This is a genomic window from Bradyrhizobium sp. ORS 375 (assembly GCF_000239775.1).
Classification (GTDB): domain Bacteria; phylum Pseudomonadota; class Alphaproteobacteria; order Rhizobiales; family Xanthobacteraceae; genus Bradyrhizobium.
This window is the reverse complement of the sequence record NZ_CAFI01000025.1, coordinates 25743-33424: the sequence shown is the minus strand read 5'-3', so window position 1 is coordinate 33424 and position 7682 is coordinate 25743. Positions and strand designations below refer to the sequence as shown.

Below are 7682 nucleotides of genomic sequence, written 5' to 3'. Positions count from 1 at the left end.
CCGCGCTGTCGCTCGCCATCCGCGCCATGACCGGCATGGCGCTCGACCTGGTGCCGGATGAGGCCCGCATGAAGGCCGCCGCCGGCGAGGGCTATGCCACCGCCACCGATCTCGCCGACTGGCTGGTGCGCACCCTGAAGATGCCGTTCCGCGAGGCCCATCACGTCACCGGGCGCATCGTCGCGCTGGCGTCGAAGCAGGGTGTGGCGCTGCACGAGCTGCCGCTCAAGGCGATGCAGGAGGTCGAGCCCAAGATCACCGCCGACGTGCTCGGCGTGCTCTCGGTCGAGGCGTCCGTGAAGAGCCGAACCAGCTTCGGTGGCACCGCGCCGAAGAACGTGGCTTCGCAGGCCAAGGCCTGGCTGAAGCGGCTGGAAAAGCAGCGGAAGTAGGGCTCCGCGCCGAAATTTGATCGGACTGGCGTGGCACTCCGGCACTCGTCATGGCCCGCCGATCTCTGTATGGTGCCGCCCGCATGGGGATTTCACACGTGAATCGCAGTCGCCGTCCATCGTCCGTCGCCCGGGTCCTGCTCGTCCTGGGCGCTTCCGCGCTCCTGCTGGCCGCCTGCGGCCGCAAGGGCCCGTTGGACCTGCCGGCCAACTCCCCGCCGGCCCCGCAGCTCTCCGCCGCCCCGACCGATACCGCGACGGACAACGCCAACAAGCCCGGCGTCTTCAACTCCGGCTACGGCGCCGACGGCTCCCCCGCCGCCTCGCGCGGCCAGAAGAAACCGTTCTTCCTGGACCCGCTGCTGGACAGCAAATAGGGGCTGCGGCGGCGGGAAGCCGCTATCTGATCCTCACCGGGCCCAACGATCTGGTCCCGGGTCTCTCCTCTCGTCATGGCCGGGCTTGACCCGGCCATCTACTTCGTGCGGCATCCTGGGACGGACGTGGATGCCCGGGTCAAGCCCGGGCATGACGCCGGAGAGATAGCTGGGCACAATCGAACTCCAAGCGCGCTGCTTCACCCTCCCCCTCCAGGGGAGGGTGGCAGCGGGTTTGACAATCCCACCCATTTCCCGGCAATTCGCCGCCACAATCACTCACTCGCAGCCCCGCGCGCGGACTTAGACCCATGAACCATTTCGACTACCGCGACGGCGTGCTGCACGCCGAGGACGTCAATCTCGCCGAGCTCGCCGCGACAGTCGGCACGCCGTTCTACTGCTACTCCACCGCCACGCTGGAGCGGCACTACCGCGTGTTCGCGGACGCCTTCGCCGGCCAGGACGTGCTGATCTGCTACGCGATGAAGGCCAATTCCAACCAGTCGGTGCTGCGCACGCTGGCGAAGCTGGGCGCCGGCGCCGACGTCGTCTCCGGCGGCGAATTGAAGCGCGCGCTTGCGGCCGGCATCCCGTCGCGCAAGATCGTGTTCTCCGGCGTCGGCAAGACGGAGGCCGAGCTGCGCGCGGCGCTCGCGGCCGACATCCACTGCCTCAACATCGAATCCGAGCCCGAGCTCGATTTGCTGGCGCGTCTCGCCGTCGAGACCGGCCACACCGCCCGCATCTCGGTGCGCGTCAATCCGGACGTCGATGCCGGCACGCACGCCAAGATCTCGACCGGCAAGTCGGAGAACAAGTTCGGCATCCCGCTCGACCACGCGCGCCGCGTCTACGCCCGCGCGGCGAAGATGCCCGGCATCAAGGTCACCGGCGTCGACGTCCATATCGGCAGCCAGATCACCGATCTCGGCCCCATGGAGACCGCGTTCCGCATCCTCACCGAGTTCGTGCAGACCTTGCGCGCCGACGGCCACGACATCTCCCATGTCGATTTCGGCGGCGGTCTCGGCATCCCCTATCACATGGACCGCGCCGTGCCGCCGGAGCCCGCCGCCTACGCCGCGATGGTCAAGCGCGTGTCGCACAATCTCGGCTGCACGCTGATGTTCGAGCCTGGCCGCATGATCGTCGGCAATGCCGGCATCCTCGTTGCCAAGGTGATCTATGTGAAGCACGGCGAGGCCAAGAACTTCGTCATCATCGACGCCGCGATGAACGACCTGATCCGCCCGACGCTCTACGAGGCGCATCACGACATCCTCCCCGTCAAGCAGCCCGCGCCCAACGCGCCCGCCTTCACGGCCGACGTCGTCGGCCCGGTCTGCGAAAGCGGCGACTACCTCGCCCTCGACCGCGCGCTGCCCGAGCCCGCGCCCGGCGACCTCCTCGCCATCATGACCGCCGGCGCCTACGGCGCCGTCCAGGCCTGCACCTACAACACCCGCGCGCTGGTGCCCGAGGTGCTGGTCAAGGGCGACCAGTCCGCCGTGATCCGCCCGCGCATCGAGGTCGAGCAGCTGATCGCGATGGACACCCCGGCGCCGTGGTTGTGAGGGCGACTTTCGCCCCGCGACATCACACGCGCTGTTGCGCTCGCCTGTCCCCACATCGTCATGGCCGGGCTTGACCCGGCCATCCACATCGTTCGGCATCCGCGATGGGGCGTGGATGGCCGGGTCAAGCCCGGGCATGACGGAGTAACTGATGGGCACGTCGCTCACCGGATCGGCCTGGATCGTTGCGACTGCCACGACTCGCCCGCCGAGCCATTACGAGTCACGACGGCCTGCGGCCCTCCGCCTCGCCTTTGCCAGCACATCGCTCATCGTCGAGCCGCTGATCCTCAGACTGTCCGGATGCGCCAGCACCTCGCGATAGCGCGCGATCTGTTCCTCCTGGCTCAAGCGCTGCCATTCGGCGCGTTCGGTCTCGCTTGGGGGCAGGGCTGACGGCAGCAGCCTGGTTTGCTTATTGACCATGGTGATTTAGTTTAGCCCGGATCAGGCGCCTCCGCGGGATCGGCTTCGCTGGTCGATTCCCGACCTGATCGGTCACACTGTTCTGCGAGGACCCCACCCATGAGCATTCGCGTCGGCATCGTCGGCATCTCCGGTTTTGGCGGCGGCGAGGCGATGCGCCTGGTCGCGGGGCATCCCGCGTTCGAGCTGGTCTACGCCGCGGGCGAGGGCAGCGCCGGCCAGCGTCTGGCGACGCGCTTCCCCGGCGTGCCCGCGAAACTGGCCGATCTCGTGATCGAGAAATGGGACCCCGCGCGCCTGCCGCCGCTCGACGTGCTGTTCGCCTCGCTGCCCACCGGCGCCTCGCGCGAGGCGCTGGCGCGCGTGCCAGGCCACGTGAAGATCGTCGACATCGGCGGCGACCACCGCTACGCCGATGGCTGGACCTACGGCCTCGCCGACGTCTGGCCGAGCGAGATCGCGGGCCAGACCCGCATCGCCAATCCCGGCTGCTTCCCGGCGGCGGCGCTGACCCCGCTGGCGCCGCTGCTCGCCGAAAAGCTGATCTCGCCAGAGAACATCGTGATCGACGCCAAGACCGGCATCTCCGGCGCCGGCCGCGGCGGCGACAGCAAATTCGGCTACGCCGAGAGCAACGAGAACCTGATCCCTTACGGCCTGCTCAGGCACGTCCACATGCCCGAAATCGAAAGCACCATCGCGCGCCTCAGCGGCGGCAGCGCCGCAGGCCTCGTGTTCACGCCGCATCTGGTGCCGATGACCCGCGGCATCCTCGCCACCATCTACGCCCGCGGTCGCGCCACCACGGCGCAATGCCTCGACGCCGCCCGCCGCTTCTACGCCAACAGCGCCTTCGTCCGCGTCACCGACACGCCGCCGCAGACCAAATGGGCCACCGGCTCCAACCTCGCCTTCGTCAGCTACGCCGCCGACCCCGACCGCAACCTGGTGATCGCGCTCGGCGTCGTCGACAATCTCGGCAAGGGCGCGGCGGGGCAGGCGGTGCAGAATGCGAATTTGATGTGCGGGCTGGAGGCAACGGCGGGGCTGGAGGGGGTGCCGGTCTGGCCGTGAGGGCTTTGGTGGCCAATGGCCGGCTTCGCCAATTTTGATGATATGCCGACGGCGATATTGTGAGGATGTGGCTCGAGTCAGCGGTGGATATCGTTTCAAAAAAGAAGCGGTCGGCCATGATGGCCGCCGTGAGAGACAAAAACACGGGACCGGAACTGCTGGTTCGCCGGGCCCTTCATGCGTGCGGCTATCGTTTTAGGCTTCATCGCCGCGATCTGCCGGGCCGGCCAGACGTCGTCCTGCCGAAACATAAAACGGTGATCTTTGTCCACGGGTGCTTTTGGCACCGGCACACTGGATGCAAAAAAGCCACTGTACCCAAATCTAACGCTGATTTTTGGGCAAAAAAGTTCGATCAGAATCTTGCGCGGGATGCGCGTGCAGTGGCAGCTCTGCGAAGAGAGGGCTGGCGAATCATAACTGCATGGGAATGCGAGCTTCCGAACATGGCAGCGGCACAGGATTGGGTAGAGAAGAATCTTGTTGCCAGTTCGCGATAAATCACTCGAGTTTTCGCGGAAACGTTCTATGTTCTTGGAGGCGTGCGAGGAATTTGGATGGAAGCCTGCAGTTTATTTAGTGGTATCGGAGGGTTCGAGGTCGGTCTCGCGGCAGCAGGCGTGCACACCGTTCTTATGTGTGAGAACGACGACTTGGCTCAATCCATTCTCAAGCTTCGCTTTCCGACGACCCGGCTTACGTCCGACATTCGTCATCTGAAGGCTTTGCCATCCTGCGACATCGTCACTGCTGGTTGGCCTTGTCAGGATCTTAGCCAAGCCGGGAGGACAGCGGGTATTGCCGGGTCTCGATCTGGGTTAGTAACCGAAGTCTTTCGCTTGCTTGAAAGAAAGCGAAAGCCCGAATTCGTTTTGCTTGAGAACGTTGCATTCGCTCTACAGTTGGCGGGAGGGGCCGCCATTAGATTGGTAACGCAGGAGTTCAATCGGCTCGGCTATCGATGGGCATACCGCGTCCTCGATTCTCGGAATTTTGGGTTGCCGCAACGGCGCCGCCGTGTCTTCATTCTGGCCAGCTTGTCGGCGGACCCTTCAGCAATTCTGTTCGAGGGTGCTTCTTTTAGTCCCAACGTGCCGGATGAGAACGCAGACAAGTTTGGGTTTTATTGGACGGAAGGAAACACTGGCCTCGGCTGGTCAATTGACGCTGTGCCGCCTCTCAAGGGCGGCTCATCTCTGTCTATCCCCTCCCCGCCGGCGATCTGGCATATGAAAAGCTCTAAGTTCACGAAGCCGGGCATTGGCGACGCGGAACGCATGCAGGGATTTCCGTTGGGTTGGACGGATACTAAGTGTGGAGTCGCTTCGCGCAAGCGCTGGAAGCTTGTGGGGAACGCGGTAAGTGTACCCGTCGTGAAATGGATCGCAGATCGTCTGCAAGTGCAATTCCTCGATGAGCTGTCTGCTTTGGATGAGTTCAGGGTGGGATCGAAACGGTCCCACAATGCTGCATCTGGAGGACCAAATCGTTGTGAAACTAGGTACGCGTTCCCGTCAGAAGGACCATCTCACGGGAACATAGGAAGGTTGTCAGAGTTCGTGTCGACTGATTCTGAAGATCTCTCCATGCGAGCGGCATCGGGTTTTCTGAGCAGGATCGAGCGGAGCAACCTGAAGACTCACCCTGCCTTCATTCCTCAACTTCGCGACTACGTTATCGCTTGAAACTGCCCTTCGACTTATAGCGCTCCATCATTCTGAGAAAAGAGCAGACAAACAACCGTATTCGTTTCACCTTCTCGAACATATCGGTGACTGAATAGTTCGCTCCTACGTTTTCGAAGGTCTCATCACCATGGGCGAGGTCGTTCCGCGCCTCGCGAACTATCAGCAAGTCGGACCCTCCTAGACTTCTGGCTGGGGGTCGCCATTTTGTCTCGCCAATACCCTTGGCGAATTTGATAAGTCTCTCGTGATCTACGTTCCCCGAGAACGGCATGTTGTCGACCTGCTTGCCTGGCCAATCGATGCGTCCTGGCACGAACGCTCTGAAATCTTCTAGAAGATCGATGTGATTAGTTCCTTCTTGGAGCCTCTTCCTGAAATGAGCTCGGATAATCTCACTTTGCCAGTATTTGGAAATTAACTCGAATTTGGGATTCTGCAGTTTGATGTGTTGTCTGAGATCGATCACCGCCTCGCGAACTGCGAACTCGACGCAGTTGTAGATCATGATAAAAGATGCGGCACGCGAAGCCGCAAGTGCGGCAGACGATCTATAGAAGCCGCGGCCCAGGTTTCTATGCTGTTTTTCAAGGTCCGACAGCGATCTCAAATAAAAAGAAACGTCATTCAGGCGTCTTTTAAAATCGTTCTCAAGTGACATCGTTCAACCGGCCAGAAGGCGATCACGAACGTAGTCTATGCGAGCGCGTAGCCGCGGCCCACTGTTGCTGGCATCCGTTCGGACAAGCGAATAGAGATCCTCCGAGTGGATCCATGATGTGTCCTTAGGATCTAAATTCGGCTCGGCTCGCAATGCCAAACAAGTACCGACGGCAATAGCTTCAAAGCGTACACGTGGTAACGTTGCCGATTTGGGGTTGCGGTAAAATCCAGTCGGGTAGTGTTTTTCAATAAAAGCCATAACCTCCGTGAACTCATTGCGCTTGCGTTCAATTTCTTTCGGATTCATCGACTTGTTAAATTTGATTACTGCTTGGTCAAGAAATCGACGTACGTCGTGGCGGAACTCTTTGTATAAGTCAGAGTACACAAAGAAGCGCGTGACTAATTCTTGTCGTTCGCTCTCGGCGTCAGATGCTTTTGTTATTTTTGGAGATAGGCGTTTAAATAAATCGCTAGAAGCGCACTCGATAATTAGTTCCAGGAATTTTCCTCTGAACGCGCCCTTCCTGATTTCGGCATCGTGAAGTGTCTTTCCGCTTGTATTCAGGCGTCGAAACAGTTCGATCCGAGTGCTTTCGTCAGTTCCTTCGTCCAGTACGAACGACCTGATAGGGGTGTTGAACAGCCGCTTCTGGATCGCTGGCGGGAGCTGAGAAAACTTCAGACCAGTAAGTGCGTCGAGTTTTTCAAGTGGGGTCAACTCTAGCTCATCATGGACGAAGTTGGCCAATGTCCTGACCCGTTGAGATCCGTCTACGATTTCGAGTTGACCTTTTACATCATAGAAAAAGATCGGCGGAACAGGGATTCTTAAGAGCACACTTTCGATGAAGTACGACTGAGCCTCTTCACTCCAGCGAAGCTTGCGCTGGTAGTCCGGAATGTAGATGTCACCTTCATCCTCCGGCTCTTGTCTGAATTTTCCAACAAGAAGTTCGACGGGGTAGTCGGTGACTTGGTAACGAACATCTCGCCGAGCATTCTCGACCGCGTCCGTGATTTCGTTCAGATCTTCTTGTGGCAGGAGTATCGGCGGCGGTGGTTTTGGCACTGGTTCCTCACGATCTTGTTGAGAAAACTACAGTTGAACGAAAAATGGAAGTGCAAATGTATATAGATGAAGGTCGGAGTTGTGTCGTGAGACCGAAGCACTTTCGATGGGACGGCAAGCGGGGCCATGGTGCGCATGGCGTTCTGACTTGAACGCCATGATACTCAAGGCGTCTGGTCGCGCCTCCTTAGCGGGCATTCCTGCAAAAGATTTTTCTTGCGCTTTATCCGAAATCGTGCTCTACTCCCCGCATCCCGTCCCGCTGAGGGGGCGCTTCGCGATCGTCACGGACGTCGGGTGCGGGATGCGGTGGGCGCATGGGGACGCAGCGCGGGCTTGCTCGCGCGGACGAACGATCCCGATGCGACGAGGAAGTCGCGTGGTTCTGGCATCCCGGTGCTGATGCCAAGTGGGCG

The 7682-nt window shown here is 60.7% G+C and carries 7 protein-coding genes and 1 pseudogene; 6 read left to right on the top strand and 2 right to left on the bottom strand.

Going from position 1 to position 7682, the window contains the following annotated elements:
• From BRAO375_RS02245 to BRAO375_RS35935, 6 genes and pseudogenes are all read left to right on the top strand, one after another.
• Nucleotides 1-392: pseudogene (locus BRAO375_RS02245) on the top strand (argininosuccinate lyase); the annotation flags it as partial.
• An 83-nt stretch (nt 393-475) separates the two neighbouring features.
• Nucleotides 476-769: an LPS translocon maturation chaperone LptM gene (gene lptM / locus BRAO375_RS02240; RefSeq protein ID WP_035638481.1), complete on the top strand. Its 294-nt coding sequence runs from the start codon at nt 476-478 to the stop codon at nt 767-769.
• 311 nt (nt 770-1080) lie between these two features.
• Nucleotides 1081-2346, top strand: coding sequence for a diaminopimelate decarboxylase (lysA, locus tag BRAO375_RS02235; RefSeq protein ID WP_009025820.1), 1266 nt, complete (start codon nt 1081-1083; stop codon nt 2344-2346).
• 525 nt (nt 2347-2871) lie between these two features.
• Nucleotides 2872-3846 carry an N-acetyl-gamma-glutamyl-phosphate reductase gene (gene argC / locus BRAO375_RS02225; RefSeq protein WP_009025818.1) on the top strand — a complete coding sequence of 325 codons (975 nt, stop codon included), beginning with the start codon at nt 2872-2874 and terminating at the stop codon, nt 3844-3846.
• An 83-nt stretch (nt 3847-3929) separates the two neighbouring features.
• Nucleotides 3930-4346 (top strand): very short patch repair endonuclease, encoded by a 417-nt coding sequence (locus tag BRAO375_RS35940; protein WP_083842419.1) that lies wholly within the window; start codon nt 3930-3932, stop codon nt 4344-4346.
• A 57-nt stretch (nt 4347-4403) separates the two neighbouring features.
• Complete coding sequence (locus BRAO375_RS35935; protein WP_035638477.1) at nt 4404-5531, top strand: DNA cytosine methyltransferase; 1128 nt, start codon at nt 4404-4406, stop codon at nt 5529-5531.
• On the opposite strand, the gene BRAO375_RS02215 is transcribed toward BRAO375_RS35935, so the two are convergent.
• Both BRAO375_RS02215 and BRAO375_RS35930 read right to left on the bottom strand, forming a co-directional pair.
• The gene (locus BRAO375_RS02215; RefSeq protein WP_009025815.1) at nt 5521-6192 is read right to left on the bottom strand and encodes an MAE_28990/MAE_18760 family HEPN-like nuclease; all 672 of its coding nucleotides are present in this window, start codon (nt 6190-6192) and stop codon (nt 5521-5523) included. The two genes, BRAO375_RS35935 and BRAO375_RS02215, sit on opposite strands and share 11 nt — an antisense overlap.
• A 3-nt stretch (nt 6193-6195) precedes the next feature.
• The gene (locus BRAO375_RS35930) at nt 6196-7266 is read right to left on the bottom strand and encodes a DUF262 domain-containing protein (RefSeq protein WP_009025814.1); all 1071 of its coding nucleotides are present in this window, start codon (nt 7264-7266) and stop codon (nt 6196-6198) included.
• Between the last annotated feature and the right edge of the window lie 416 nt (nt 7267-7682).

Excerpts from the sequence above, each read along its gene's own strand:
- argC (WP_009025818.1), top strand. The coding sequence starts at position 2,872 with ATGAGCATTCGCGTCGGCATCGTCGGCATCTCCGGTTTTGGCGGCGGC.
- BRAO375_RS35935 (WP_035638477.1), top strand. The coding sequence starts at position 4,404 with ATGGAAGCCTGCAGTTTATTTAGTGGTATCGGAGGGTTCGAGGTCGGT.
- lysA (WP_009025820.1), top strand. The coding sequence starts at position 1,081 with ATGAACCATTTCGACTACCGCGACGGCGTGCTGCACGCCGAGGACGTC.
- BRAO375_RS02215 (WP_009025815.1), bottom strand. The coding sequence starts at position 6,192 with ATGTCACTTGAGAACGATTTTAAAAGACGCCTGAATGACGTTTCTTTT.
- lptM (WP_035638481.1), top strand. The coding sequence starts at position 476 with ATGGGGATTTCACACGTGAATCGCAGTCGCCGTCCATCGTCCGTCGCC.